This window comes from Leptolyngbya sp. FACHB-321 (assembly GCF_014695975.1).
Taxonomy (GTDB): domain Bacteria; phylum Cyanobacteriota; class Cyanobacteriia; order Leptolyngbyales; family Leptolyngbyaceae; genus Stenomitos.
The window spans coordinates 1-26,476 of the sequence record NZ_JACJPI010000071.1 but is presented as its reverse complement, the minus strand read 5'-3'; the positions used below and the strand labels follow the sequence as shown (position 1 = coordinate 26,476).

Genomic DNA, 26,476 nt, shown 5'->3' with positions numbered 1-26,476 from the left:
CATAGACACAGTGTGGCTCCTAGAGTCAGCATAGCTCTTAGCCTATGTCCTAATTGTCCTGGCAATAGCTATAATGCCAGCTTTCACTTTCGTAGGAGTGAATTCTGGAAGCCTTATCTAGCCTCAATTTCTCAATAAGACTGCCAAAACTCATCCGAGAAGCGAAACCGCTGTGCAGCGTAGCTTGTGGATTTCTATCCGACTAGAGTGACAGAAAAGGGATACAACGACAGTATCCTCATCAGCCAACTGGACAGCCGGGGCACATAGAGCCAAGGGCTTGCAGATTCCAAGCAACATCATCCTGATGTTTCAGCCATCACATGCGCCAGAAACTAATCCAATTGAGCGAGTATGGCAGCATTTTAAGTTGGGGTTGCGATGGCAGTTACCCAAGAGTTTGGATGAGTTGCGGTTGTTGATGCGCTCAAGGCTGGAAGCGATGACTCCAGCAGTCATTGCTTCGTTTGGAGGGTGGGACTCCATTCGGAATGCACTATCTGTAGCCGGTATTTAAAGAGTTGGTATTAGCTATTGTGCCAGTTGACCGCTGGTGCAGCATCGGTAGCACAAGCTCATCATTACCCACGTTTATCAATGGGCACCCGCAGCGTTCAGACGCCAGAAACTAAACTCGCGTTTTCGGTCCGCTGCTTTGGAGTTTTTAGCGTGCACCCTTTGAGTAATCGCCCCCAACGCTTTCACAGCAACTTGCTCAACCTGTCCATCAAATAGTGCACTGCTTGAAGCAAAGCTCATCGAAAGTTAGCTACATGGGCATTATGGGAATCCTATACGAGGATTAGTGTCGTTTTCCCTACAATGAAAATTCATCAGCCTCGCAAGGTGGGCGCGTTTCCATTACAAATTGTTCTTATTGTTCCCTTCATTCTTCAAATTCTTGGAGCCGTTAGTTTAGTCGGCTACTTGTCCTTTAAGAATGGACAGAGAGCAGTCAATGACTTGGCAGAACAGTTGATAGCTCGTACTAGCGATGTTGTGGATGAACACCTGAAGTCCTATCTTGAAATTCCTCAAACCCTTAACCAAATCAATGCAGATGCTATCCGCCGGGGAATTTTAGAGGTAGGCGATCGCGAAACAGTGGGCAAATACCTCTGGGATCAAATTCAGGCGTACGACGTAACATACATTGGTATTGGTTTAGCCACAGGTGGGGGAATCGCAGCTGCTAGTTACGACGGCAAAACTATCACTATTGATGATTGGACGACTGAGCCGTCTAAAATCAATACTAACTACGCTACGGATGTACAAGGCAATCGCACTCGGGTTAACGCTACGTGGGATTGGGATAATCTCACTGAACCTTGGTATACCGAACCCATTGCTGCTGGCAAACCGATTTGGGCAAAGGTTACTACTTCAAATCTTCCAACGGGACCCTACATTGCTGCCTCTGCCAGCCGCCCGATCTATGATTCGCAAAATCGCCTGCTGGGAATGATTGCAGTCGATATCCACCTGCTGAAACTTAGCGATTTCTTACGCAATTTGGATATCAGCCAATCTGGGGAAGTGTTTATTGTAGAGCGGGATGGTGTCCTGATCGCTAATTCGAGTACAGAGAAGCCCTTCGTGCTCATTGACGAGAAAACACAGCGCTTGCGGGCGCTCGACAGCCCGAATTTAACTATCCAGGCGATCGCCAAACATCTCCTTACCTCTAACAAGCTTCAGTCCATCACCCGAAGTACAGACTTTCAGCTTGAGGTGCAGGGAGAAAGGAATTTCATTAATGTTGTACCCTGGCGCGACGAATATGGCTTAGATTGGCTGGTTGTAGTGAGTGTGCCAGAAAACACATTTATGGCGCAAATTAATGCCAATACATACACCACAATCGCACTTTGTTTCGGCGCATTGGTGATTGCTTCTCTCATGGGTGTCCTTACATCTCGTTGGATTGCGCGTCCAATTCTTCGCCTCAACTGGGCAAGTGAGTCAATAGCATCTGGCAATTTAGATCAGACGGTAGAAACGAGCAGTATTCGAGAACTCAACACACTGTCCAATTCCTTCAATCATATGGCAGGGCAAGTGCGCGGCTCGTTTGCTGCCTTAGAGAACAGCAAAGAGGAATTGGAAGACCGGGTGGAAGAGCGCACAGCCGAACTCAAAAATACATTAAAGGAATTACAGCGCACTCAATCGCAAGTGATTCAAAGCGAAAAAATGTCGAGTTTAGGACAGCTTGTTGCCGGAATTGCCCACGAAATTAATAATCCAGTTAACTTCATTCATGGGAATCTCGCCCATGTGCAGGAATACACCGAGAATCTACTAGAGTTTGTGCAGGTGCTGCAGCAGCATGATTCTAACCCTTCCCCTGAAATTCAATCGATTGCTGAAGCTATCGATCTCGAGTTTTTACAGGAAGATCTACCAAAGATGCTGGCTTCTATGAAACTGGGAACCGATCGCATTCGTCAGATTGTCCTCTCGTTGCGAAACTTCTCCCGCATGGATGAAGCTGAATTCAAAGCGGTTGATATTCACGAAGGGATTGATAGCACCCTGATGATTCTGCAACACCGCCTCAAAGCTACATCCGAGCGACCAGAGATTGCGCTGGTCAAAGACTACTCTGTACTACCGCTCGTCGAGTGCTATCCTGGACAGCTGAACCAAGTATTTATGAATATCTTGGTGAATTCGATTGATGCGATCGAAGAGAGTCATACTAAGCGCACCGCTCAAACGCTCAAGGATCATCCCAATCAAATTACAATTCGCACGTCGATTGTGAACGCAGAATGGGTCGAAGTAGGGATTGCCGATAACGGAGTCGGTATTCCTAAAGAGGTTCAACAACAAATATTTAATCCCTTCTTTACGACTAAACCGCTTGGGAAAGGCACAGGAATGGGGATGTCCATCAGCTACCAAATCATCACAGAGAAACATGGCGGCAAATTGGAGTGCTTCTCAATCTCTGGTGAAGGAACTGAGTTCGTCATTCGGATTCCTCTCCGGCAGCACGTTAATCCAGCTAAACGGCTGGATTAACGTGCTGCTAGCACATAACGTTCGAGTTACTTCTTTACAGAAATCCTGTGGGCTAACTACTAAGAGGCGGAAAGTTTCGGTCTTTCTCTCACAGCTAGCTGGACCGAAATTGGTCTGTATCACCATTCGGTTATAGTCTGCAACACCGCTGTTCTCGTTCCTATTAGCTCTGATGCAGAAGCGAGGTTGCCGCTTCTGCTGTTAGTTAGTTGCGGGTGGCTGCGGACCACCAAGTGACTAAAAAAGTAGAACTGTTACTATGCAAGGCTTCCAAGGGTTGTGGCAGTGCTGAACGAGTCTAGCAGCGGCAGTGATCAGCACAGTCACTAGGCAAACTTCAGCCATCTCGCTGGCTGACAGGCAAAGGCGGTGGGCACGCTAGAGGGAGTGACCTTGTACAAAGTGGTGTCAATTTTACAATGTCATACCAATTTAAACGGCTTTCAAGGCAGATAAGGCATCCAAGATGAAGGGGTAAGCCGTGATGGAAGCAATCACTGCTGGTGTTAACTCAGCGAGGAGTTGATCAACTTTGGTTTGCAGTTGCGTCAGGGTTTTGAACGAAGCCCACTTGAGCTCTGCCTTGAGGTGTTTCCACAACCGCTCACTTGGGTTTAACTCTGGACAGTAAGGCGGTTGGAACAACAAGACGATGTCCTCTGGTACAACCAAGTCTTTGCCCTTGTGAAAGCGCCCCTTGTCCACTTGAAGAATATTGAGACTATCGGGATACGCTTGGGCGAACTCGTCCAAAAACCGCTGGTAGCATTCGGTATCGACATGAGAAAATTGCAAGAAGAAGGATGCGCCTGTCGCCGGTTCAACCGCACCGTAAAGTTAAAACGCTTTGAATAACCGCTGCCAAACGCCAATCGGTTTGACACCACACGCGGTGCTCAAGCGTCTGATGATGGTTTTGAGGCCAAAGCGGCTCTCATCCTGTGTAAAGTAGCGGATCGCTCGCTTATCCTGTCGTATCTGGCGGTCGTACTGTCTTAGCAATTCAAGGTTGTCTGCAAGGTTTGCTTAAAAGCAGCGCGCTGCACACTGTCTTGCTTGTCATTTTGAGGACGTGCGACCTTGAGCTTGGCTTTGAGTCAGTAGCGGGTCATCGGATCGACCGCGTGATACTCCGCTTCGACCCCTAGCGTTTCGGTTAACCACTGTTGCACCGCTCCATAGCTTTGGAAGCCATGACTCTCTTGCAACCGCTTTGCCAAAGCCGTTTCGGCTCACTGCGGAATCACTCGCACGCCCCCCTGTGGTTTCTTGACCGCCAACATCGCTGGCACACCACCTGCTCGGTAATGCCATCACCAGGTTTGCACCGTGTTTCGATGTTTTCCGACCGCTTTGGCAATGGCACTGATACTCGGTGCCTTGTCCTGTTTGAGCCAGTACTAGTAAAGGACTTGCAAGCGTTCTTTAGCTGTTGGCATTTCGACTTGGCGCAACGGTTCTGCCAGATCAGCTAAACTTTCTTTCACGTCAATTGAGGTCACGCCCACCATCAGTAGAAGGCTGGAAACAGCTCTCTCAGTCTAGTTCATCTGCCCTATAGCTCATTTAAGTTGGTATCAGATTTTTCGGACGAGCAACCGCAAGGGATCTGTGAAGCCGCCGAGGTGATTGCTTGCGAGTGTCCGGCGCACCTGGTCGGTTTGTTTCGCCGCGTCCGCCAGTTTCGCCGCTACACCTAGGAAGATACTTGGTGTTAGTGCCGGAAGCCGCCGAGACGCACTATTGGTTAAGTGACCAACTGCGACCGCTAGAAGCAGCGCTCGCTGAGGTGCTCACAGAATTTCTGCAGCGAGCGCAGCTGTTGGACGAACAGCTGCAGGTTGATTTAGGACAGTCCAACTTAAGGCTAAACGCGCACTTACAGACCTGCTAGCAAGCTCTAACAGTAAAGTTTACCTTGATAACAGGGTGACTCCTGCAGCACCAGTCGCAACCGAGAGACGTAAAGTCCACCACCTTTGTCTAAATCGAACTAGCTGCCACTGGTTGGGTACAGTTCAAACAAGAGCCAGGTTGCCGCGCTAAAAAGACGATCGCTTTAGTCAGCAGACGGACGCAGCAAGCAAGTTTGGGTGGGTGGAAACGCTAGGTCAACCACAAAAGAGTATTCCAAAAGTCTTTGCAAAGGTTCGCAATTTTTTTGACGTTGTTTGCTGTTATGTTTACAGAACCTAACTCTGATGTCTCACACGGTAGGAATGGTTCCACCATCAATTACAAGCTCAGTTCCGTTGATGTAAGAAGCGCGATCGGATACCAGGAAAGCAACCAGTTCAGCGACTTCCTCAGGGACACCCGGACGACCCATTGGAATTCCGCCAAGGGAATCCATCAGTTTAAGTCTTGCAGTATTAAAGTCTGTTCCTGCATTAGCAGCAATTCTCTCGATCCGTCTTGTGGTGGCTGACGTCTCGATGAAACCAGGAGCAACGGTATTTACCCGCACTCCTTTTGGTGCAACTTCTTTGGAGAGCCCTTTGCTGTAATTCGTCAGCGCCGCTTTCGCCGCAGCTAATGGCAAGGTTGCATAAAGTGGGAGCGTGCGTTGGATAGATGAAATATGGACGATGACCCCCGAACCTTGTTCCAGCATCTGAGGTAGAAACGCTCGATCTAAGCGAACAGCAGCGAACAAATTTGCATTAAACGTCTGCTGCCAATCCTCGTCACTGAGGACAAGTGCGCCACCAATGGGTGCTGAAGAACCACCTACATTATTAATTAAGATGTCCACACTGCCAAGACGAGCGAACACTTCCTCGGTCACTTTTTCCACACCATCAGATGTGCTGATGTCAGATTGAATAAACAAATCTGGAAATTGAAGTTCATCAGGCTTTGACCGGGCAGTTGTGATGACTTTTGCACCAGCTTGCCTCAAACGGTTGACGATCGCTGCGCCCATGCCCTTAGTTCCGCCTGTTACCAGCACTCTCTTGTTCGATAACTCATTGGGATCAATGTGAATTGTTGTCATAAGTCTAGAAACCTCATTCAGGTATTTAGAGCGCGTTTTTCAGTTATCCCTGTTGGAGTACCACTTTGCCCAACGCCTGTCCTGATTCAGCCCGTTGGTATGCCTGAGTCACTTCAGAAAAATTAAATACTCTGGTATCCAATAGAGGATGCATATGCCCTGCATCCATCAGTTGAGCCACTTGTGACAGAATCTTTCCTTAGTGCGATCGTCCCACGTTATGAAGAATGGGAATGAGTCGATAAACTAAATGTAGGGTGAGTCCTTTGGTGTGAAGTAGGGTTAGATCTTGCTGAGACGTCGAAACAATCGAAACTACGGTGCCATTCAGCTTTGCTGCTCTGAATGCATTTTGCAGATTGTCATTTCCCACCGTGTCAAACACCACATCGAACCCCTGTCCATTCGTGTGGTCTGCCACGAATTCTTCGACCGTCTGTTGGCAGTAGTTGATGGTGAAATCGGCTCCCAATTTACGGGCAATCGCCCCTTTCCCCTCACTTGATACCAGGGCATAAACCTTTGCCCCCGCCCACTTCGCCAGCTGCAACCCAATATGCCCCACACCTCCCGTTGCACCATAAATTAACACCCGTTGTCCGGGTTAGACTTTAGCGCGATCGATGATGGCTTCCCATGCCGTAATTGAAATCAGGGGCAGGGCGGCTGCGGCCACCATAGTGAGGGACTGGGGCTTACGAGCCACCAAATCTGCATCTGCCAACATATATTCAGCTACGGCACCCCCCAGCCCTTTGACTCCGTCTGGACAGCATACACTTCGTCTCCAGGTTGAAAGGTGCTTACGCCCTCACCAACTGCTTCCACCACTCCAGCCACATCCCCATGCAGCACCGCAGGAAGATCAGGGGCAACAGACGCGTATGCAGGTACGCCCTGACGGATTTTGAGATCTACAGGATTCACGCTGGTTGCCATTCACCCAAATCAACACATGATTGGGCAAAATCTGGGGAACTGGGATATCTGCCGTCTCGAAAACAGTAGGATCACCAAACCGGTTGATGATTTGAGCTTGCATTGGAATTACCTCATTGAGGATGACGCAGGAACACGAAGAGTGGGGGGAAGGGAACGCGGGAATACGGAGACATGGGGATTTTAATCACTCTTTTGGTTCTCCGCGTCCCCTCTCTCCGCGTCCTATTGCAGATATTTCTTCAATTCGGCGGCTGCTTGAACGAAAAGAGAACGAACTGCTGGAAGCTCGGCTAAACCATTAAGCAGTCCGAAGTCATGAATCATGCCGTTGTACTGCACAAGGGTCACGTCTACCCCAGCTTCATCGAGCTTACGTCCATAAGCGACGCCTTCGTCATGCAAGATGTCACTTTCTGCAACCACAACTAGCGCTGGAGGCAAGCCTTTCAGTTGCTCAATAGTAGCCCGTAGAGGAGAAGCGTAGATGTCTTTGCGTTTTTCTGGGTCAGCGATGTACATGTCATACATCCATTTCATCGTTGGTACAGTTAGGAAACGTTTGTCGCCAAACTGGTGATACGAATCCGTTTCAAAATCAGCATCTACGATCGGCCAAAATAGAATTTGCAGCTTGATGTGCGGTCCTCCCTTCTCTTTTGCCTTCAACGTAGTCACTGTGGACATGTTGCCGCCGACACTGTTTCCAACAATGGCTAGATTTTTGCCATCCACCCCAATCTCCTCACCATGCTCAGCCACCCATTTGGTCGCAGCATAGATTTCATTGATCGCTTGTGGATATTGAGCATCTGGTGTGCGGGTGTAGTTGACAAAGACCGCTGCAAATCCTGAAAGCACAACAAGGTCACGAACCATACGCTTGTGCGTGGGATAATCACCCAGCACCCAACCGCCACCATGAATAAACACGAAAACAGGCAGTATGCCTTTGACACCCTCAGGTCGCACAATGTTGAGTGTAATTGTGTAACCATCAGCGGTAATCGTCTTTTCAGATTCCTCAATGCCTGAAAGATCGACTTTAACGGAAGCCTGTCCATCCACAAGTACTTGACGTGCTTCGAGTGGGGACAATGTCTCTAAACCCACACCACCTGAATTCAACACTTTCAAGAATTCCTTCGTTCCTCTGGAAAGGCGTGGATCATCTGCAACTTCCAAAATTTTTACTGCTGGTGAGTTTAGTTGAGAAACCATGACGTTCTCCTTTTGTTGATGAATGGTGAACAATTTGTTGAAATGACACTGTTAAGCCAATTGACTTGATCGTGTTCATTGATGGGTAATGATTGTGAAATGACAATCACTTTCTACCAACATCGCTTCCGAGGCAACATTGTTTCCTGCTGGCGACTAGCATGATGTTTTCCTCAATAACGTGGATGGCTTGAGCAAAGTGGGCGAATTATCTAGCGGTAGTCGCCTCATTTGAGATTTTGCTACCATTGCCTAGATGCTGTTTCAAGAACGCTAACGTGCGATCGCTTGCTAGTTCTGCGGCTTCTTTGCGATAAGCGGAACTATTCACGCGACTAAATCCGTGACTCACTCCTGCATAGCGATAGATTGTGACCAGGGGGTTATCTTGCAGCCCTTGCTGAATGACCGCTTGAGCACTTGGAGACACGTACTCGTCATTTCCACCCATATGCAAGATCAGCGGTTTCTGAATCTTTGTCGCCTCTGCTAGATTCTTGTCAATGTCAACACCGTAATAACTCACATTGGCATCTGCGTCAGTACGTGTTGCCATGAAATAAGCCAGTTTGCCGCCCAAACAAAAGCCCAAACTACCAACTTTGCCTGTGCTACTGAGATACTGCCTCAAAAAAGATAGACTTGCCTTTAGGTCTTCTATACCGCTATCCAGATCAAATGCTTTGAGCAGCTCAAAGGCTTTAGTCCACTGGTTTTTATCTTCAGGATCAAGTTGTACATTGGGTTCCAGTCGCCAATACAGATCTGGTACGAGCACCAAATAACCTTCTTTAGCATAATCATCGGCAGTCTGCCGCATATTATTGTTGACCCCAAGAACTTCTTGAATCAACACAATTCCTGCGCGAGGCTGAGTACTCGGTGCTGCTAGATAGGCGCTAAAACTGCCTCCTGAGAAGGCTTGGATGGTTACATTTTGAGTTTTCATGATGTCCTGTTGTCCTCCTTCTTCAACGCTCACTTGATTCAAGACATTGAGATTTACTGCCCAATAGCCAATCCAACTTTCAAGTCCATCGATAATGAAGGTGAGAATTGCTGTGAGTTGAAAGAGTAAACCCCAACCTGCAAAAGAAACTTGAGAAACATGATCGGGGCTTATTACGATGAAATGCTTGTAAATTCCAAAAAGAACAAATGGCAGCAATAGTTGGAGTTAACCAGATCACAATGCTAATAAACACAAGCTGAAGCAGAGAGAGGGAGATTGAAATTTGGACGTGAGTTAAACCATGCAGTCCATGTGCGATTGAATGAAGAACTACGATCGCGGTTCTATACTGAGCAACTCTCATGAACAATTTCCTTACCTTGGCTCTTAAGCAACGGCAGTTTTAACTAGCCATTCCGGCGATCGATGCGGAGACGGAGGGACACGGAGACTTTAGGACACAAGGAATTTTCACCTAATTACACATCTCCATGTCTCCGCATCCTCTTTAGACAAGGACGGGTTGCAATCGTGACGCAAGGAATTGAGAAATATAGTTTGCGATCGTATCTCCATCCTCTTCTAAAGCAAAGTGTCCGGTATCGAGTAGATGAAACTCAACGTCTTTTAAGTCACGCTGGTAGGGATAGGCTCCTTCAGCCGGAAAAATATAATCGTTCTTGCCCCAGACAATTAGAGTCGGTGGCTGGTATTGGCGGAAATACTCCTGCCATTGGGGATAAAGTGGTGGATTGGTGCCATAGCTATATAACAGCGCCAGTTGAATCTCACCGTTACCAGGGCGATCGAGGAAATGTTGATCCATTGTCCAGGTGTCTGGGCTAATTGCTTCAGGATTACGAACGCCGTTGGTATATTGCCATTTCGTGGCTTCCAGGGTCACAAGGTATTTGAGCTTGTCTGCATTCTCAGGCGAACGATCTTGCCAATATGCCTTGATGGGGTTCCAAAACTCCCGCAAGCCTTCCTCATAGGCATTTCCGTTTTGCACAATGAGCGCTTGCACTCGCTCTGGATATTTAGCCGCAATGCGATAACCAACGGGTGCTCCATAATCCATCACATAGAGGCTGTATTTCTTAAGATCGATCGCAGTAATAAATTTCTCCACGATCTCAGCCAAATGATCAAATGTGTAATCAAATTCATCCACAGTTGGCATGGAACTGTTGCCATAACCTGGGTAATCTGGTGCAACGAGATGGAATTTATCAGCAAGCGCAGGAATCAGGTTACGGAACATGTGAGAGGAGGTTGGAAAACCGTGCAGCAGCAGAATGGTTGGATTATCACGAGAGCCAGCTTCCCGATAAAAGATATCCAAACCATCAATCGAAACGGTGCGATAGGTAGTCATGAGATTACTCCTTGTTTAAAGAGGTGAAATTGAAGTATTTGCGTGAATGAACATTGAAAAATTAAATGCGTTCCCACACCAACTCAAAAACTGTTTCAACATCATCACTTAAGACTGGTAACGTTCTCAAAGTCACTTGGCTCTCACGCAAAGTAAATGTACGAACTAACGCTGTACCAACCCGATTAGGAATCGATGCAATCTCGATCTGGTGCGTCACTGTATTTCCGCTCAGTGTGTAAGTTCCAGCATATGCATTGAATGTTGTGAATGCTTGAGCTAGCTCTTCAACAGGTAGAGATTGCATCTGGGACATCAGCGGCGCTCGGATCTCCTGACTCAGCGCTGAGCGATCGCTCCTAGAAAACATTACCATCATGTGACCGTCTGATGTATACGTAATGTAACCAACAGGATGAGTACCATATACATCTGGAGTTACCGTTCCATCAGCATGAATAGCAGCGGCAGAGATTAACTTCCACATACCAATGAGTGGGTTGTTCTCAGTTGGTGATGTAGTCATAATGTTTAGCCATTGCTTGATGATCTGTCGCTGGAGTAACGGGTTTCAGCACAAAATCAAACTCACTTGTGTAAAATGGTTTACTTTGATTGTGCACCTTTTCATCTGGTGCTTCGTGCTTGTGTAATTGAATGATCGCTGATCGAACTGAAAAGGTTGTATCCGAATCTAGGTGTGGATCGCCAGCAATAAAAATTTGAGTGGTCAACGAAGTATACTTCGGGGCATTGACTTTGAAATGAATGTGAGCCGATCGCCAGGGATGTCGTCCTAGCAATCTTAGCAACTCACCAGATGGACCACTGGCTGGCACCTTGTAACCGAGTGGTACCACCGTTTCAAACGTATACTTGCCACTGGCATCTGTTGTGAAACGTCCCCGAAAGTTTCCTGGTGGCTGAGATGGATCTTGAATGTCATACAATCCCTTGGAATTGGGTTGCCAAACATCCATCACAGCATTGGCGATCGGCTGACCATCTAAGTCTAAAACCCTGCCTGACAGAAAAAGTATATCTCCTTCTGCATCAATACCCAAGCGATCGCCCATCTGCCGTTCTGGTACATTCGGCACATACAACGGTCCTTCTAAATTGCCTTCTGTTCCGCGATAGACATCGTGCAGTAGTTCTACCAACTCTGAGATCCCTAGTAGATCCGTTAACAGATGAATTTCTCCGGTGGGAATCTCCTGAGTGTGATGACTTGCCTGGTTGATAAAATCACGTCCTTGCTGCAATTCTGACTCAGTCAGATTTACCTCACGCACAAACTCGTGCAAATGTTGAACCAGGCTTGTGTAAATTTCATACAGTCGTGGGTGAGATTTACCACGATCCCCATGATCAATGACAGCTTGAGTAATGGTATCAAGAGTAATGTTTTGCATGATTAAACTCCTTTTCATTTGCACCACAACTGATGGTCGTTGTACCGTGACTAGCCCGGTAGAGGTTGCCATATCGAGAAGTTGGCAAGATGTATCCAGTAGGTAGTCAATCCAATGTAGGCAAAGATGAGGGCTGCCACAATTAGTACAACTCCTCCAATAGTTCGCAGGAAATGAGTCTCCTTGAAATAAAGGGTTGGCGCAGAAAAATCCCGCCCAAGCCAACGAGAATGAAACCAATTCCTGACAGCAGAGGAAGCTGCGTTAGTCCCAGATCGATGATGCGAAAGCCAATGAGAAGTAATACAAGCCCTGCAAAGATTCCATAAATGCCAAGGGAAAATAATTCCCAACCCACCGTTAGGGTTAGTGAAGTTCCGACAAATAGAATGCCAAATAGAACCGTTATTTCACCAAAGGCAATATCGAAACTACCAACAATCGACCAGGTCAACGTCATGTGTAAACCAGTGGCTATGGCAACCGCACTAACTACACCAAACCCTGGAATCCAGCGTTTCTGATTTGAAGTACCAAGAGAAAAGTATAGATAGCCAGCTAACAAAGTAATTCCAGATGCTAGGTTAGCCAGCACAAGTGAAATGTAATTGATAAACATTAGGTCTCCTGCAAATATTGGGTTTTTATTAAGATTTATCCTGGCGACGGCTTTGCTCTTGGAAGTAGTCACGCCAACTCTCGGGTAACGCTTCTAACTGAGCAGCACGGTGAAGTAGCTCTGGATTGTCTTGCTCACGCACATAAAGGTGCGTGATATCAGCAACCTTGACGTTGTTGTTGTCCCGGTTCACCAACTCTAGATTGTCCCCAGCACTGACTTCGCCCTCTTGCAAAATGCGGAAATAAAATCCAGTACGACGACTAGCGAGAAATCGCTTTACCATATCGGGTCGCCCAAACCGAATTCCTAGTTTGTAGCAAGGTAGGCGAGGTTGGGTCACCATCAACTTGACAGCGCCAATTTGAAAGCGATCGCCGATGTTCAGTTCTTCTTCTTTCAGTCCAATAGTTGTGAAGTTTTCACCAAAGATACCCGGTGTTAACTCTGTATCAGGCAATTCATTCTGCCAGTAGTCATAATGTTCAAAGGGATAGACATAAATTGCTTTATCTGCTCCGCCATGAACGGTGAGATCTGCCTGCCCATCCCCGTCCAAATTGAGCGCTCGCACTATCACTCGTCCGCTGACTGGCTCTTTAAAGATTCCAGTGCTAACGGTTTTTCCTTTCCAGGTGACTTCACGCGGAAGTCCCACATTGACAGAGATGAGTTTCATCTTTAGCTCCAAAGTTTTGGATAGCATTTTGATAGCGTGCGGAGATCCGGCTTCTCAAAGATTGAGGTCGGACAATCGGGGATGACCATCGGGACGACCCAGTATCCAGTTGTCTTTGCGATCGCTTGCCCAGTGACAAAACTCGCAGTATCTCAACAGATCCCGATTGGGTGGCATGTTCGGATGCTGTAATCAAAATGGTTTTTGTCATAGTTGTCTCAGGCAGGGGGTAGATCTCCAGGCGCACCCAGCAATTCATCGCCAATCTCAGCAGAAATCTGTCCAAACAGCGCCATGTCCGGTGGTTCTGTCTCATCCACTGTCCCCACTGCTGCGATCAGCCGAGCAAAGGCACTGGGCGCAGCAACAACCAACCCACGAGCAGGTTTATCGCTGAGCACGGCAACCACATGCGGTGTGCTTGGAGAAATCAGGTAACTTTCACCGGGACCTAGCACCACCTTGTTTTCACCCGCCCAAACTGTAAACTCCCCTTCCAGCACATAGAGTTGTTCGGAATAGCGCGTGTGGCGATGGGGAGGAGGCTGTGTGCCCGGTGGAAAGTAGCCCTCGATCAGGTCGTATTTGCCGCCAGTCGTGGTGTGATCAGCAACAATGGTGAGATGGGTGCCAAAAAACCAGAGAGGTTGTGTCATGGGAGTGCCCCTATTGGTAAATGATTTGTTTTAAGGACGCGGAGACGCAGAGATATGGAGACACGGAGACGCGGGGAATCAATGCGAAAGGGATGTGGAGGCGGTTTCTTTCGATCGCTCCACGTTACCGCGTCTGCCCCTCTCCGCTTTAATCAAATCCGCTCCCTTCTCGCCAATCATGATGGTCGGTGCGTTTGTATTGCCTGCCGTGATTGTCGGCATGATAGAGGCATCCACAACTCGCAATCCCTCAACCCCATGTACTCGGAGTTCGGGGTCTACCACTGCCATCGAATCAGTGCCCATTTTGCAAGTGCCGACGACATGCCACGACGTGCTAGCCGCGTTTCGGATGTAAGCAACGAGGGCTTCATCACTCTGAACCTCATCACCCGGAGCAATTTCTGCACCGCGAAACTCATCAAAAAAGCTGGTGTGAAACAATTGGCGCATTAACTTAATTGCAGCCACTGCCTTTTGCACATCAGTTTCACTTTGCAGATAGTTCATCCGAAACATGGGTGGCTCTTTAGGATCAGAAGAACGTAAGCTGATACTACCAACGTTTTGCAGACGGTTTAAAGAAATTGCACCCGAGAATGCCCAATCAGAGCGGGCATAGCCAGGGGGTACAAACAGATTGGGACCGAAGAGAAACTGTAAATCGGGTGCGACCTCCGTATCACCCTCGCTATGCCAAAAGAATCCAGCTTCCGCAATACTACTGGTGCTTGCTGGGTGTAAATCCTGAGTTGCTTGGTATGCTACAGGTATGAGAAGGTGGTCTTGCAGGTTTTGACCGACACCTGGTAAATCAGCGACGACAGAAATCCCCAATGCTTGCAATTGTGCAGCATCCCCAATGCCGGAGAGCATCAGCAGCTTGGGCGAATCAAATGCACCTGCACTTAAAATCACTTCCCTGTTGACCCTGACTTGGTGCAGCATTCCCTCGTGCAGATATTCCACCCCAAGGGCGCGGGTTCCCTCAAACAACACGCGAGTCACCAATGCACTAGTGGTTACAGTCAAATTGGGACGCTGGAGAATGGGCACAAGGAAAGCAGCCGCAGTACTGTGTCGCTTGCCATCCTTGACAGTGTACTGAAAGAGCCCCACCCCTTCCTGTTGTGTACCGTTGAAATCAGGATTGTAATCATAGCCCCGTGCCACTGCTGCGTCGATAAAGCGTTGGGATACGACGTTTGGGGAAATCGGATCGGTCACGCTCAACTCCCCATCAACCCCGTGAAATTCGGATGCGCCTCGCTGCTGGTGTTCCGATTTCTTGAAATAAGGCAAGACATCCTGATAACTCCAACCAGGATTTCCCAACGACTGCCAATGGTCATAATCGTGATGATTGCCCCGAACATAAAACATGAAATTAATCGAACTGCTGCCACCCAAGACTTTGCCATGAGAAGAAAAACTTTTGCGGTTATTCAGATAGGGTTCGGGTTCACTAAAATAGCCCCAGTCCACCTCAGTGCCGAGTAGATTGACGCATTCCGCCGGGATAAAAATCTCTGGTTTCGTATCTGGGTTACCCGCTTCGAGAAGTAACACCGTTGTATCGCTGTCTTCTGTTAAACGGTTAGCGACCACGCAGCCTGCTGAACCTGCACCAATCACAATGTAGTCATAGTGAGTCATGACGTTCTCCTCCTCTGTTGTCTGTAGAGGATTAATGTTGTTAGGTAGATGGAATTACTTCACAGCAGAGCTTACTGTCACAACAGAGCTTGCTGCTTCAATGATTAGGTTGGCAACCTCTCTGGGCTGAGAAATATAGGGCACATGGCTGGCTCTGATTTCAGTTGTTTTAGCACCCATTCGGCTTGCCATGAACCGTTGAAGCTCAGGGGGAATTGCCCGATCTTCTTGAGCTAAGAGATACCAGGAGGGAATGGTTTGCCAAGCTGCGCTTTCCATTGATTGGTCAAAAGTTATGCTGGCGGCAGGCTTTTGCGTCACTGCCATCACCTGCGCTTCGACGGGTGACACGTCATGAGCAAAGACCTCGTGAAACTTCTCGCGATCGATGTAAAGGAAGCCTGCTGCATCCGGGGCAATGGCTTTGACAAGAGGGGAGGGAGCATTGCCAATTAACTGGCTAATGCTCTCATTTGGTCCTGGTGCCCAACCCGCAAGATAAACCAATGCTTTCACCTGCGGATTGCCAACCGCCGCGCCTGTGATTACGGCTCCACCGTAGGAATGACCGACTGCAACAACAGGTCCGGGTTGGGAATCGATCACCCGCTTGGTCGTGGCAATGTCATCTGGTAGAGAAATCAGCGGGTTTTGCACAGCGGTCACGGTATAGCCATCCTGTAGCAACAGCGGAATGACATGTTGCCAGGATGTACCATCAGCCCAGCTGCCGTGAACTAGAACAATTGAAGGTTTATCTTGAGACATAAGAGTTACTCCTTGATTTGGTTGATGAGGTCATCGCAGAGCCTACTTCGCTCAGCTCGCGATCAATTGGCAAGAATTAGAGATTGCGATTACTTCACAGCAGAGGTTGCGGCTTCAATAATCAGGTTGGCAACTTCTTTTGGATGAGAGATGTAGGCGACATGGCTAGCTTTGAGCTCAGTTGTTTTAGCCCCAATTCGCTTTGCCATGAATCGCTCAAGCTCAGGATTAATGGATCGATCTTCCTGAGACACGAGATACCAGGAGGGAATTGTTTTCCAGGCTGCTTTGTCCACGGATTGGTCAAAAATCGTCTTGGCAGGCGGCTTTTGCGTCACTGCCAGCACTTGCGTCTCAGATGTTGATACATCTTGAGCAAAGACCTCGTGAAACTTCTCGCGATCGATGTAGAGAAAGCCTGCTGTATCAGCTATCAGTGCTTTGGCGAGTGGAGGAGGGGCGTATCTGCTATTTAACTCGCTAGTGCTTTCGCCTGGCTCTGGTGCAAAACCAGCGATATACACCAATGCTTTCACTCGTGGGTTGCCAGCCGCCGCAGATGTAATCACGTTTCCACCGTAGGAGTGACCGACTACCACAACGGGTCCCTTCTGGACATCAATTACCCGCTTGGTCATGGCAATATCGTTTGACAGGGAAGTCAGCGGATTTTGCACAGCAGTCACGGTATAACCATTCTTTTGCAACAGCGGAATGACGTGCTGCCAGGATGTGGCGTCGGCGTTGGTGCCATGAACCAGAACGATCGACGGTTTAGAGCCAGACGCTTGGGCTATTTCCTTTGAAGTGGCTGATGCTGGGTGCATCACGATCGATACGATAACGACAACACTAAATGCGAGTAGCCACAGCAATAATCGTTGAATGTTTTTCCATGTAAAAATCACCATTGTGATCACCTTTGTATTCCTAATACATTGCTGAAATCCCTAAAATGGGCTTTGTTGTTCGCATGATAAACTTGAGAGTTGGTGAAATTTGCAACCAGTGAGATTTCGCGTTATGCCATTGCTGCTACAACCTTGTTTGTAGACAGAACCGCATTGGCAATATATTCATAGTTAATCAGTGCCGCCTGATAGCGTCGCCTAGATCTGGATATTGAGGAGCAGCCGTTGCATCCTTGACGACGAGAACCTCGACTCTATACTCAACCAGGTCGCGCAGGTGAGATTCGACACAGAGATTTTCCAGCATTCCCAGGAGAATCACTTTGCTAATGGAGCGATTCCCTAGTTGCAAAATCAGGTCGTTGTTTCGCGAGCCAAAAACTTTATGAGGATTGACTATCAAGGTGACATCAGGTTGTAGTGCCGATATTGGTCAATGGCTTCCTGTCCATTGCCTGCTTGACCACTACTGTCATATCCGGCTCGTTTTCAATCATTGCAACAAGTCCTTGCCGCACAATGGCATGGTCATCAACAATCAGGACGCGAATGGCTGCGGATTGGCTCATACTGTCATCTCTCGATGCACAGATACAATGATTTCCGTTCCCTGCCCCAAGTGGCTTTGAATTGAAAGTTTTCCCCCAATCCGTTTTGCACGTTTGGTCATGCCCAACAAACCAAACCCTTGTTTTAGGGTTGTATCATTGGCTTCAAATCCTTGTCCATTATCCTTAACTCGTAAAGAGCATAATGTTGACTCGTAGACTAGATCAATCCGGATCTCGTTTGCTCGAGCGTACTTAATGGCATTTGTAAATGCTTCTTGCCCAATTCTCAGCAGGATATTCTCAGTTTCAGGAGGTAACGCATACGGCGTGCCGCTAATCTCACAAATTAGGTGGGTCCGCTTGCAATATCCTGATTGATGCAGTCGATATATACTTTTCTGGCAATCTCTCTCACAAACTGTGTCACATTCAGTCCTAACTTGTCTGCGTACTCTGCCAGGTAGTCATCTCCTCGTTTCTGCCCATGATTCAATAACATCTCATGCATCTGCCAGAACTGCCCTTGTGCTGACGCTGCCTCTGACGCTGCTGTGTACAAAGCTGTTTCTGAATGGTTTGAATTAAAGCATAAAGTTCTCCACATTAAGGTCATTGATAATCTCCATACGTAACCAGCACAACTTTGGCATCTAGTGCTCCTTGTCGATGATCTCGTTCACACGGTAGTACAGCTAATTGGTTGCTACTGCTGATTACTTCAGCAGAAACATTATGATTCATTCTTAAACCTCTGAAGGAAAATAAGTTCCTGTGTAGAAAGTACCGTTCGATTCCTTTGCTTCAACTCCTATTGTTAGTCTGTATGGCTTACCATACCAGGCAAATCTAGAGCTGTCTTCAAATCAGAGTCTACATTTAAGTAGCAGAATGACCATAAATAAATAGCCTGTGGTATCGGCATAACCTAGACTTAAGTTCAGTTTTTTCTCAAACTTAAGTTGGTACGAAGGGCTTAAAGGCTAGCAATTCCTCGTTTAAGAGCAATAATTGTTGCCTGGACGCGGTCTTTCGCTCCCAGCTTGCTTAGGATTCGGCTGATGTTGGATTTGACCGTGCTTTCGCTAATGTTTAAAGTCGTACCGATTTCCAGATTATTCATGCCCTGAGCGACCAATCGAAGTATCTCTAACTCACGATCGCTCAACTCCGGACTGCTCATTCGCTGGATCAATTTAGCAGCCACATTCGGTGGAATATATTGCTGCCCATCGTGAACAGTACGAATGGCGGTTCGTAGCTCACTCGGTTTACAATCCTTCAGCAGATAGCCCTTTGCACCTGCCCGCAAGCCACGATAAATTTCCTCATCGCCATCATAGGTAGTCAAGACAATAATGCGAGCCGTATTGAATTCTGCACAAATGGATGAGATCGCTGCTACTCCATCCATTTGAGGCATCCGCAAGTCCATTAGAGTGACATCGGGCTGCATTTGACGAAAGAGGTTGATCCCTTCGATGCCATTGCTGGCTCTACCCACCACCGTCATATTCGCCTCTTTGTTGATGATGTTAACCAGTCCTTGCTGGAAGATGACATGATCATCCACAATTAGAACTCGAATCGCAGTTGTCTGATCCACATTTGTCTGACGCAAGACTACCTACTCCCGACTCACGACAACAACAACTTCTGTACCTTGACCCGGTTGGCTTTGAATGACTAACTCACCCCTCATTTGCTCAACTCGTTCACTCATGCCCAGTAACCCAAAACCTTGACTGAGAGAAATTTGACTAACGTCAAATCCCCTTCCATCGTCTTTGATTCGCAATAAACACTGTGTCTCCTCGTACTCCAGCTCAACCTGAATTGCTGTAGCATGAGCGTGTTTAACAGCGTTCGTGAGCGCTTCCTGTCCAACGCGCAACAGGTTATCTTCAACATCTGAGGACAACACATAGATTGCTCCAGTGACCTCACAGCTTACTTGAATATTGGTAGAAGATTTTATATCGGCGGTGAGACGGTTCAAGGCACAATACAAGTCCCCCTCCTCTAGCAGTTTCGGTCGCAGAGCAGTAACCGAGCGACGAGCTTCAGTGAGTCCACTACTGGCTAATTCTTCTACCGTTCGCAGATAGGTTTGGAGTGTTTCTAGATTTTGCGGGGCAAGTTCTGTAACGCTCTCTGCGACGGCGGCTGTGTGCATGATGATACTTGTGAAGGCTTGGGCTAGCGTATCGTGTATTTCTCTTGCCATGCGGTTGCGCTCGTTGAGGATGGATGCTTTCTGTTCCTGCTGACGCTCCCGCAGAGCCGCATTTCGCTGTTGGGTGACATCTGTGACTAAACCGTAGTAGCCTCGAACTTGATGATTGGCATCAAAATCAGGAATGAGAGAACCACTGACATAGCGATCGCCAAAAGGATAGGGCAATTCCGCTTCGTAGAGTGTAAGCTGTCCTGCTAGAACTTGATCAATATAAGGTTGAGCAACTTGATAAGCGGCTTCTCCAATGATCTCACGAATGTGCCTACTGAGAATTTCGTCTCGGCTACAGCCAAACCAGTCCTCATAGGTCTGGTTGACAAACCGATAGCGCAAATCGGCATCGACGTAGCTGATGCATACGGGTAGAGCGTTGGTAATCAATCGAAGTTGCTGTTCTCGCTCACGCAGTTCTGCTTCGCTTTCTTGTAACGCTGCCGTTCGTTCTGCGACTTGTTGCTCTAAGGTGCGATTGTAATCAGCTAACAGTTTTTCTGCCTGTTTACGCTCGGTAATGTCTTGAAAGGCTGCGATCGCATAAGCCACATTACCCTGTTCGTCAAACACGGGAGTGCCCCACACCTCAACGGGAATGACTGCGTTATTTTGATGAATTTCTAAATCGTTAGCTGTTGTCCGTTCGCCACTCAATGCTCGAATAGATGGCAACCTCTCAGTAGGATAGGGTTGCTTTGTTCCTGCCAGATAAACCTGATAAACCTGTGTAAGCTGATCTAGAGCTACAGACGGATCACTTCCTTTGCCCACTAATTGAATCCCTCGCTGATTCATGTAGTAAGGGCGACCTACGGCATCTAATATGCTAATTCCCACTGGAATTGCTTCGAGGAATTGAGTGATTCGACTTTCGCTGGCGCGTAGCTTTGAGTAGAGTTTGGCATTCTCGATCGCAATGGCTGCTTGAGTCGATAGTAGATGTAAGAGTTGCAATCGCTCTGGTGTAAACGCCCCAGTTGCTAATTGATTCTCCAGATACAACACACCAACGAGCTTACTTTGATTCAGCAGCGACAAACAGAGAAGCGATTGAGTTTGGTTATGTTGAATGTAAGGATCATTGATGAAATTCCCCTCACGAGTTGCATCATTCAGAATTACAGCTTCATGAGTCCGGATCACGTACTGAATAACGGATTCGGGTACACGAGTTGCCATTGGAACTGATTGCAGCACTTGCGTCATACAGACCTGCTCACCATCAGCCAGTTCACAAGACGCTTCGATTCTCCATTCGCCTAAACTTTCCAAAAGTAGACAACCAGTTTGTGCACCCGCATTCTCGATTAGGAGCTGCATCAAAGAACTGAGCAACTGCTCCAGTTCAATTTCACTCGAAATTGCCTGAGCTGCTTTCATCACCGTTGCTAAATCCAAAGCAATATGTGAGGTATTTGAAGTGGTTCCAGCAGTAGTGCGAATTGACGTATCAGCAACACTCGATGATTGAGGAAAAAACTGGGGATAGCGAGTCTCTAAATCTTTGACTTTTGCAGTTGCTCCCCACCGCTCATAGCAGTAATGGGACTCCTTCATATAGAGCTGAGCAAACCTTTCTCGACCACGAGCCAGGTAATGTTTGGCAGCTAACTCATAGCTCAAGGCTTCTTCTTGAAGATACTCATTTTCTTTAGCACGTTGAATGGCTTGTTCATAAAACCCCTCTGCTTCAAAAAACTGACCCGAAACTCGCGCTTTCTCTGCCTCAACCAACTGAAATTTATGCAAAAAGTTCATGGGGGCGTGGTATGCCCATTTTTGCATCTTCTCCTGGTTAGCGTTGACGCGACTTAACCAGACTTCTTTTTCAGAGTTTGAAGCATTTGCTAACAAGCTCAGAACTATTAGGGAGTCATAGAAATAAAATATAGCAACAGAGATTAATCCTGTGGCTGCACTTAAATACGGTTCTGCCAAAGTAGCCGTTTTTGCAGCTTGCTCATACTCCCCGAACAGATAGCATAGAATCAGCTTATTTAAGTAAAACCAGTGAAGGCTAGTTCCATCCTTGACCGCGATCGTCCATGATAGTGCTTGCTCTTCGTCATAGAGACAACCCACTAAGCGACTTGGATTTTCAGATTGACCTCGCAGATTAAGGATTGTTTGTTGCAACATTGCCAGATAGGTGGCAGGAATCTCTCGTCTAATTTGATGAGTGGCTTTACGATAAATTGCTGTTTTTTGTTCCAGTTCTGTCAGTTCTTGTCCTGCAAAAAAGGGGTAGTAACATACGTTAACTGCACAATAACTCGCATATTCAAACTCTCCACTTTCTATACCGCTTTGATAAGCTTCAGCTAAACTAGGAAGCGTCTCTTTAAGGTGGGCTTTCCGGTAAATGATACTAGAATTTACCATCAGCAATGCTTTAAAGCTGCCTCTCTTGTTATTTGATCGTTTCGCTAAATTTAAGGATAATTTGCCAAATCGATAGCCCAATTCAAAGTCTTGTACAACTCCACATAGCGTCATGCCATAGGCAGCATAACCAAGCAGCGACCACATCGCGTTTCCATAGGCGATTGATAAATTCACCATCTTACACACAATCAGCACTAGCAGAGCGGGTGACACACTATAAGCCGAACCCAGTGTGCTGGCTAAAATGTAGATTGCTGCCAGTGGTACAGGTTCAGTCATCTCTGGCAGATCAATCAAATCTTCGATTTCCCACCCAGCCAATTGTGACGCGGTTTCCTCTAATTCTGCTTGAACATCTAATTGACTTGGAGCTTCCACCAAACGAATTCCTAAAAGTTGCAGCACTTCCAAGCCAGTTTTCAGAGCTTCTTTAGAGTTTCCCCGCGACATCCATGCTTGAATCCTACTATCGTAAACTTTCACTGTGTCTAGCACAGTCTTCGCACGGTTAAGCACTGCTTCTACAAGCCGCTCCATCTCGTCAAAGTGACCACTGAGGTATGCTGCCTCTGCTGCCTCTGAATGCAACGCCAAAGTTAGGTCATACTCACACTGCCAACTGTCCACATCAAGTAATTTAAGCCCTGTATTGAAATACTTGAAAGCTGCTTCATAAGCCGTCGCTGCCAGCGCTTTCTGACCTGCTTGCAAATTCAGTTTGGCAATCTCATTCCGTTTAGCTTGCTCAATGATTAACTCAGTTCCACAATTCAGATGGTCAACAATTTCAAATAACCGCTCTGCTCGCTGCTCTGGCAACGTCTTTTCAAGTAAATTACGACCGATTTGCAGATGTACGCCTTGTTTCTGCGACTCATCGAGTAGAGCATAAGCGGCTTGCTGAACGCGATCGTGCAAGAACTTATAGTCCTGAACTAACAAGTCTTCGTCTAATCCAGAGATAGGTTGAATAAATCCCGCTTGTATCGCTGTTAATAAGTTCTGAAAAACGGTTGTAGGGGACTGCCCACATACGATCGCCAACGTCTCCAAATCAAATTCAGCCCCGATGCAAGCGGCTAATTGCAGAATTTGCTGTGTCACCTCTGGTAGTTTCTTTAACTTACTCAGCAACAACTCCACAACATTATCGGTAATATTCTGAGCTTCAATCTGAGTGATGTCCCACTGCCAGGTTCGTTGCTCGGTATTAAAGTGCAACAAATTTTCGCTGTGCAACGATCGTAAAAATTCGCCCACAAAAAAGGGATTACCTGCCGTTTTACACAACACTAGCTGAGCTAAGGAACGAACCGTGCCTAGATGCTGTTGCATTGAATCAGCAATTAACTGATTCAATGGCTCTAGCGTTAAAGAGTTTAAGGCAATTTTCTGAAATATTACTCCTTGCTTCCGTAATTGCTTCAACATCAATGCGAGTGGGTGGGTTAAATCTACTTCATGATCTCGATAAGCTCCGATCAAAAGTAGGTGTTGAGCTTGATCATCCAATAGTATCAGTTCGATTAACTTCAACGTAGCAGAGTCAATCCACTGCAAATCATCCAGGAAGATTACCAACGGATGTTCTTTAGAGCAGAATACTCGTATAAACTGCTGAAAAACGCGATTGAAGCGATTCTGTGCTTCTGTTGCCCCAACCTCTGGCACAGGTGTTTGCTTACCAATAATTAACTCTACTTCCGGAATGACATCAATGATCAGTTGTCCGTTGCTACCTAATGCAGTAAGTAGGTGCGATCGCCACTGTTGCAACTGCGCGTCTGGTTCTCCAAGTAGTTGCTGCACCAACTTTTGTAGGGCATCCACAACTGCACTGTAGGGAATGTTGCGCCCAAATTGGTCAAACTTACCAGAGATGAAATAGCCACACTTAACAGTGATGGGCTTGTAGAGTTCCTGCACTAAAGCTGATTTGCCAACTCCAGCATAGCCAAAGATCAACATCATCTCGACTTTGAGAGAAGAGTTTTCTGCATCCCTCATTCCAGCTATTCTGTCGAACGCTGCCAACAATGCTGCAATTTCTGCTTCACGTCCATACAACTTTTGGGGAATGTGAAACTGATCAGAAACATCTTGTAAACCCAGTTGGATACTGCCAATTTGACTTGTTTTTGTCAGTTGTGCTGCACAATGTTCTAAATCTGCTTTGATGCCCCAAGCACTTCGATAGCGATCTTCTGCATTTTTTGCCATCAATTTCATCACAATGTCTGAGACAGCTTTAGGGATTGCTGCATTCAGTTCATGCATTGGAACAGGCTGTTTAGCAATATGGCAATGAACTAGCTCTAGGATGTCTGTGGTAGGAAACGGCAGTTGTCCAGTCAGCAGTTCGTAGAAGGTGACACCCAGCGAGTAAAAATCGGTGCGGTAGTCCAGCAAGCGGTTCATGCGTCCGGTTTGCTCTGGAGAGAGATAGGCGAGTGTACCTTCCAAACCATGAGGACTTTTGAATAACGGATTGGTGCGGTTAAATCGGGTGGCAATGCCAAAGTCAATGATTTTAACAACGCCCGTTTCTAAGTTAAGGACAATGTTGCCAGGATTTATATCCTTATGAATAACCCCAGCAGCCTGGATTCTGCCGAGAATGTCAGTGAGGTCGATCGCTAGCTGCAGAAATGCAGATAAGGACATTGGAGAAAAGTCTGGACGTTGCTGCATCCACTTTTCGAGAGATTCTCCACCAAAATCCTCTAAAAAAATGACGAGTGTGCGTTGATACTCCTGTTGGCTATGTGCCTTGATTACGCCTTCTAAATTAAGGGAGCGAGTAATCTGGTATTCCTGTTTGTAGCGCGTTAGTTCTTGAGGAGAAGGATAATTCTGCTTGAGCAGTTTGACGACGACTGCACGATTATCGTGCGCTCTAATGCCGCGGTACACTAGAGACACGGAACTCTCATAGATTTTGCTGTGGACGGCGACTCCAGGTAGGGCAATCATCATTTGAACCCTCTGCATAAACTCATGCCTTGCATCTAGCAATTTACCGCACTCATTCAGTGGTAGCAATCACTCAGGGTATTCTTCCAGTCTTTATCGTCGATGGCATTGGTAAAAGTAACTTGGCAGCCAAGCTAGTGCGGCAGATTGAAGCTGAATTTGAGGTTGTGGTGTGGCGATCGCTAACAATGGAACTGATCGTAGAACAATTGCTCATCCAATTTGGCTATCTTCCAATGCGATGTTTTACAATTTCAACTGGCTTTCTTCCTATTTTCCTCTGCTCCATTTCTGCTCTTGCTCTCTCCAGCAAACTATTTTTGCTGTTTAGCTAACATAAGCTCTAACTTTGTCCTTACTCTGCTCTCTGTAAATCTGCGCCACATATGGGCTACCCAAAATCAGCACCAACGTAACATTTTTCCGGCTATAACTGTTCTCAAAGGCACTTCGACCAGCCAAGTAGTCTAACTTGATTGGAGTGCAAGCTTGTACACCTTGACTATATTGTTGCCACATCTGTTAGTAATGTTCTTTGGAAACCAGCTTTTCTTGGTTGGGTCGCAAAAACTTTTTAAGAACAAACGATACCGATCGTTTGCATTCGCTTAGGCAGTAATTCCAAAGATGGCTTCGATAAACTTGGCTTGAGACAAACTGTCCCCTTGTTTGGCTCCTTTTACCTGCGTGGCTGACAAAACTAAGAAGCTGGAAAGCGACTGAGGACGGTAAATTCACGCTTGCAGGAATCATTCTGTTGTCGTTTGGAGGCGATGGCAGGTTGAGGGTCAGGCAGACCTGAGAGGCACTGATAAACCTGTATCTTCCATTGGTGGGTGATGGCAAGGCGAATCCAATTCCAACCGAGAGTGAATTTATACCAATTCTTTAAATATCGGCTACGGATAGTGCTTCCCGAATGAAGTTCCAGCCTACGAGCGAAGCAATCACCGCTTGGGTCATCTCTTCCAGCTTTGAGCGCATCGACAAGCGCAACTCATCCAAGTTCTTCGGCAGTTGCCATCGCAACCCCAACTTGAAATGCTGCCAGACTCGCTCGATGGGGTTGGTCTCTGGCGCGTGCGACGGCTGGAACAGCAGAAGGATGTTCGGTG

General features: G+C 47.1%; 22 protein-coding genes and 4 pseudogenes. 3 read left to right on the top strand and 23 right to left on the bottom strand.

Annotated features, from left to right (window positions below):
- Positions 1-256 precede the first annotated feature (256 nt).
- A pseudogene (locus H6F76_RS30610) lies at positions 257-370 on the top strand (IS630 family transposase); the annotation flags it as partial.
- A gap of 452 nt (positions 371-822) precedes the next feature.
- Positions 823-3,030, top strand: coding sequence for an ATP-binding protein (locus tag H6F76_RS19495; RefSeq protein ID WP_190510777.1), 2,208 nt, complete (start codon positions 823-825; stop codon positions 3,028-3,030).
- Positions 3,031-3,462: 432 nt separating this feature from the next.
- Here the strand turns inward: H6F76_RS19495 and H6F76_RS19490 are convergent.
- From H6F76_RS19490 to H6F76_RS19395, 22 genes and pseudogenes are all read right to left on the bottom strand, one after another.
- Positions 3,463-3,855, bottom strand: a pseudogene (locus tag H6F76_RS19490) (transposase); the annotation flags it as partial.
- A 272-nt stretch (positions 3,856-4,127) separates the two neighbouring features.
- Positions 4,128-4,250: a hypothetical protein gene (locus H6F76_RS31120; RefSeq protein WP_277881255.1), complete on the bottom strand. Its 123-nt coding sequence runs from the start codon at positions 4,248-4,250 to the stop codon at positions 4,128-4,130.
- Between the two features lie 986 nt (positions 4,251-5,236).
- The gene (locus H6F76_RS19485; protein WP_190510774.1) at positions 5,237-6,028 is read right to left on the bottom strand and encodes an SDR family oxidoreductase; all 792 of its coding nucleotides are present in this window, start codon (positions 6,026-6,028) and stop codon (positions 5,237-5,239) included.
- Between the two features lie 43 nt (positions 6,029-6,071).
- A pseudogene (locus tag H6F76_RS31575) lies at positions 6,072-7,070 on the bottom strand (zinc-dependent alcohol dehydrogenase family protein).
- Between the two features lie 122 nt (positions 7,071-7,192).
- Complete coding sequence (locus H6F76_RS19475; RefSeq protein ID WP_190510772.1) at positions 7,193-8,188, bottom strand: alpha/beta hydrolase; 996 nt, start codon at positions 8,186-8,188, stop codon at positions 7,193-7,195.
- 208 nt (positions 8,189-8,396) lie between these two features.
- A complete protein-coding gene (locus tag H6F76_RS19470; protein ID WP_190510771.1) occupies positions 8,397-9,137 on the bottom strand; it encodes a dienelactone hydrolase family protein in 741 nt (246 codons plus the stop codon).
- Positions 9,138-9,648: 511 nt separating this feature from the next.
- Positions 9,649-10,518 (bottom strand): alpha/beta hydrolase, encoded by an 870-nt coding sequence (locus tag H6F76_RS19465; RefSeq protein WP_190510768.1) that lies wholly within the window; start codon positions 10,516-10,518, stop codon positions 9,649-9,651.
- 61 nt (positions 10,519-10,579) lie between these two features.
- Positions 10,580-11,044, bottom strand: coding sequence for a lipocalin-like domain-containing protein (locus H6F76_RS19460; protein ID WP_190510766.1), 465 nt, complete (start codon positions 11,042-11,044; stop codon positions 10,580-10,582).
- Entirely contained in the window at positions 11,025-11,933 is a 909-nt protein-coding gene (locus tag H6F76_RS19455) for a dioxygenase (protein WP_190510764.1), read from the bottom strand. The genes H6F76_RS19460 and H6F76_RS19455 overlap by 20 nt, the downstream gene beginning before the upstream one ends.
- Before the next feature lie 142 nt (positions 11,934-12,075).
- The gene (locus tag H6F76_RS19450; RefSeq protein ID WP_199322234.1) at positions 12,076-12,552 is read right to left on the bottom strand and encodes a DUF981 family protein; all 477 of its coding nucleotides are present in this window, start codon (positions 12,550-12,552) and stop codon (positions 12,076-12,078) included.
- A gap of 28 nt (positions 12,553-12,580) precedes the next feature.
- Entirely contained in the window at positions 12,581-13,231 is a 651-nt protein-coding gene (locus H6F76_RS19445) for an MOSC domain-containing protein (protein WP_190510762.1), read from the bottom strand.
- Positions 13,232-13,285: 54 nt separating this feature from the next.
- Positions 13,286-13,408 (bottom strand): hypothetical protein, encoded by a 123-nt coding sequence (locus H6F76_RS31110; protein ID WP_277881253.1) that lies wholly within the window; start codon positions 13,406-13,408, stop codon positions 13,286-13,288.
- 41 nt (positions 13,409-13,449) lie between these two features.
- Complete coding sequence (locus H6F76_RS19440) at positions 13,450-13,887, bottom strand: cupin domain-containing protein (protein WP_190510760.1); 438 nt, start codon at positions 13,885-13,887, stop codon at positions 13,450-13,452.
- A 78-nt stretch (positions 13,888-13,965) separates the two neighbouring features.
- The gene (locus tag H6F76_RS19435) at positions 13,966-15,543 is read right to left on the bottom strand and encodes a GMC family oxidoreductase N-terminal domain-containing protein (protein ID WP_190510757.1); all 1,578 of its coding nucleotides are present in this window, start codon (positions 15,541-15,543) and stop codon (positions 13,966-13,968) included.
- 54 nt (positions 15,544-15,597) lie between these two features.
- Positions 15,598-16,311 (bottom strand): alpha/beta hydrolase, encoded by a 714-nt coding sequence (locus H6F76_RS19430; protein ID WP_190510755.1) that lies wholly within the window; start codon positions 16,309-16,311, stop codon positions 15,598-15,600.
- An 89-nt stretch (positions 16,312-16,400) separates the two neighbouring features.
- Entirely contained in the window at positions 16,401-17,222 is an 822-nt protein-coding gene (locus H6F76_RS19425) for an alpha/beta hydrolase (protein WP_199322233.1), read from the bottom strand.
- A 175-nt stretch (positions 17,223-17,397) separates the two neighbouring features.
- Positions 17,398-17,574, bottom strand: a complete 177-nt coding sequence (locus H6F76_RS31570; RefSeq protein WP_347276074.1) for an isochorismatase family protein — start codon at positions 17,572-17,574, stop codon at positions 17,398-17,400.
- Between the two features lie 58 nt (positions 17,575-17,632).
- Positions 17,633-17,791, bottom strand: coding sequence for a hypothetical protein (locus H6F76_RS19415; RefSeq protein ID WP_190510753.1), 159 nt, complete (start codon positions 17,789-17,791; stop codon positions 17,633-17,635).
- Complete coding sequence (locus H6F76_RS31565; RefSeq protein WP_347276073.1) at positions 17,788-18,063, bottom strand: ATP-binding protein; 276 nt, start codon at positions 18,061-18,063, stop codon at positions 17,788-17,790. The genes H6F76_RS19415 and H6F76_RS31565 overlap by 4 nt, the downstream gene beginning before the upstream one ends.
- Before the next feature lie 56 nt (positions 18,064-18,119).
- Positions 18,120-18,386: a DsbA family protein gene (locus tag H6F76_RS19405; protein WP_190510751.1), complete on the bottom strand. Its 267-nt coding sequence runs from the start codon at positions 18,384-18,386 to the stop codon at positions 18,120-18,122.
- A 360-nt stretch (positions 18,387-18,746) separates the two neighbouring features.
- Positions 18,747-19,376: a response regulator gene (locus H6F76_RS19400; RefSeq protein ID WP_190510919.1), complete on the bottom strand. Its 630-nt coding sequence runs from the start codon at positions 19,374-19,376 to the stop codon at positions 18,747-18,749.
- A 21-nt stretch (positions 19,377-19,397) separates the two neighbouring features.
- Positions 19,398-25,361 carry an AAA family ATPase gene (locus H6F76_RS19395; RefSeq protein ID WP_190510916.1) on the bottom strand — a complete coding sequence of 1,988 codons (5,964 nt, stop codon included), beginning with the start codon at positions 25,359-25,361 and terminating at the stop codon, positions 19,398-19,400.
- 59 nt (positions 25,362-25,420) lie between these two features.
- Here H6F76_RS19395 and H6F76_RS19390 point away from each other — a divergent pair, with 59 nt between their 5' ends.
- On the top strand, positions 25,421-25,696 hold the full coding sequence (locus H6F76_RS19390; RefSeq protein ID WP_190510750.1) for a hypothetical protein: 276 nt from the start codon (positions 25,421-25,423) through the stop codon (positions 25,694-25,696).
- A gap of 553 nt (positions 25,697-26,249) precedes the next feature.
- Here H6F76_RS19390 and H6F76_RS19385 read toward each other — a convergent pair.
- Positions 26,250-26,476: pseudogene (locus tag H6F76_RS19385) on the bottom strand (IS630 family transposase); the annotation flags it as partial.